This is a genomic window from Streptomyces sp. SID5910, from assembly GCF_009862125.1.
Lineage (GTDB): Bacteria > Actinomycetota > Actinomycetes > Streptomycetales > Streptomycetaceae > Streptomyces.
In genome coordinates this window covers 1-2,564 of the sequence record NZ_WWHX01000980.1, presented here as the reverse complement: position 1 = coordinate 2,564, position 2,564 = coordinate 1, and the positions used below count along the sequence as shown (strand labels likewise).

Sequence of the window (2,564 nt, the reverse complement as noted above, 5' to 3'; positions counted from 1 at the left end):
TCGTCGGCGCCGACCTGGCCGCGCTGTGCCACGAGGCGGGCCGGGTGGCACTGCGCCGCGCGTTCCCGCTGGAGCTGCTGGACGCCCAGCCCGACGGCGACCGCGTCGGCGACGGCGTCGGCGCCGCGTTCGAGGCCCCGGGCGCCCCCGACGACCGGACGGGTGCGGCGTGGCCGGGCGGCGCGCCGGCGCCGGTCTGCGCGCTGCGCATCCAGGAGGCGGACTGGACGGCCGCCCTCACCCTCGTCACCCCCTCCGTCATCGGCGGTGTCGTCCCGGAACTGCCGGACACCGGCTTCGCGGACGTCGTCGGACTGGACGACACGGTCACCCAGCTGCGCGAGCGCCTGATCCTCCCGCTGCGCGACCCCGGCCTGTTCGCCGAGGCCGGCGTCCGCGTGGAGCGGGGCGTGCTGTTCCACGGTCCGCCCGGCACCGGCAAGACGCTGCTGGCCCGGGCCCTCGCCCACGAGTGCGGGCGGCGATTCCTGTCGATCCGGGGACCCGAACTGCTCAACCAGTGGTTCGGCGAGTCGGAGCGGGCCGTGCGCGACCTCTTCGAGCGGGCCCGGCAGCTCGCCCCCAGCATCCTCTTCTTCGACGAGGTCGACGCCCTCGCCCCGCGCCGCACCAACGGCACTGGCGACGGGGGTGCCGCCAACCGCGTCGTCAACCAGTTCCTCGCGGAACTGGACGGACTGGAGGACCTCGGTCAGGTCACCGTCATCGCGGCCACCAACAACCACGCGCGCATCGACCCCGCCCTGCTGAGGCCCGGCCGGCTCGGACTGCACATCGAGGTGCCGCTGCCCGACCTGGCGGGCCGGCAGGCCCTCTTCGCCCTCTACCTGCCGCCGGGCACGGTGGACGAGCACCTCCCGGAGTACGCGCTCATGGCGGAGGGCAGGTCCGGGGCGGACATCGCCATGGCCGCCCGCGAGGCACGGCTGGCCGCGCTGAGGAGGGGCCGGTTCGAGGAGGCCCTGCCGGTCTGCCACGACGACGTCCTGGCCGGCCTGGCCCGGCTCCCCGCCGGCGGCCCGGCGCACCCGACGGCGGCCGGGAACGGCCTCCCGGCGCCGTACCCGGGGGACCGGCTCAATTGACGACGGCACCGACGACGGCACCGGCCCGGCGCCGGCCGTCCGCGCACGGAAAGCGGGTGACCGCGTGACCCTGTACGCCCTCCTGGTCGGGATCGACGCCTACCGGGCGCCGGTCAGACCGCTGCGGGGATGCCGCAACGACGTGGCGGCCGTCACCGGCACGCTGCGCGCCCACCTGCCGGAGGACGGCCTCGCCCTACGCGCCCTGACGGACGGGCAGGCGACCCGGGCGGCGGTGATCGACGGCTTCCGGCACCATCTGGGCCGGGCCACGGCGGCGGACAGCGTGCTCTTCTGGTTCAGCGGCCACGGCTCGCAGGCGCCCGTCCCGCCGGAACTGGCCCGGTTCGAACCGACCGCCCTGCTACAGACGCTCGTGTGCGCCGACAGCCGGCGCGACGGCGTCTCCGACCTGTACGACAAGGAACTCGCCGTACTCGTCGGCGAGATCACCGCACGCGGCGCGCACACCGTCGCCGTACTCGACTGCTGCCACGCCGACAGCGGCACCCGCGGTCCCCTCGCCGCCCAGGAGTCCGCACCGGACGGGGAGCCTGCGCTGCGCGTCCGCCGGCACCCGGCGTCGGCCACCCCGCCGCCGCTCGCCGCCCTGCTGGCGGAACTGCGTGCCGGCGCCGGGCCGGACGGGACGCGTGCCGCCGCTGCCGCCGCGCCGCACGTGCTGCTCGCGGCCTGCCACTCCGACCAGTACGCCGTCGAGGTCCCCACCGCCGGCGGACACCGGGGCCTGTTCAGCCTGGCCCTGCTGGAGCAGATCGAGTCCCTCGGTTTCGCGGCGACCTCGCGGGAACTGATGACCGGCGCCCGCTGCCGGGTCGAGGACACGGCCCGTGCCCAGGTCCCGGTGCTGTCCCCGGCGGCCGACGCCCTCGTGGACCGGCCCCTGATCGGCGGACGGGTCAGGCCGGCGGCCTCCCCGGTGACGCTGAGGCGGCTGCGCGGGCAGTGGGAGATCGACGCCGGGGCCTGCCACGGAGTCCCGCCGGGCCAGGAGGACGACTCCGTGCGGTTCGCCGTGCACGGCTCGGACCCCCTCGCGGAGGTCGCCGTGACCCGGGTGCTGACCGACCGCAGCCTCGTGGAACCCCTCGGCTGGACGCCCGACCCCGGCCGGCAGTACCCCGTCGTCCTGACGGGCGTCCCCCTGCCGGCGGGCACGGTGGCGCTGGACGACGGAGAGGACGCCGCCCGGGTCACCGACCTGATCACGACGGCCCTGAACCACGCCGGCCCGACGGGAGGCCCGTCACCCCACGTCCGCGTTGCCGGGGCCACCGGAGCCGCCGGAGCCGCCGGGGTCGCCGGGACCGCCGGGGTCGCCAGGGCTACCGGGACCGCCGGGCCCACCGGGACCGCCGGGCCCACCGGGACCGCCGGGCCCGCCGGGCCCGCCGGCACCGCCGGGCCCGCCGGCACCGCCGGGCCCACCGGCACCGC

At 77.3% G+C, this 2,564-nt stretch carries 2 protein-coding genes; both read left to right on the top strand.

Annotated features, from left to right (window positions below):
* Nucleotides 1-1,106: ATP-binding protein (locus tag GTW67_RS35060; RefSeq protein ID WP_161168757.1), on the top strand; the 1,106-nt coding region annotated here is incomplete at its 5' end.
* A gap of 64 nt (nucleotides 1,107-1,170) precedes the next feature.
* The coding region (locus GTW67_RS37305) for a caspase family protein (protein ID WP_202438113.1) at nucleotides 1,171-2,564 on the top strand (1,394 nt) is incomplete at its 3' end.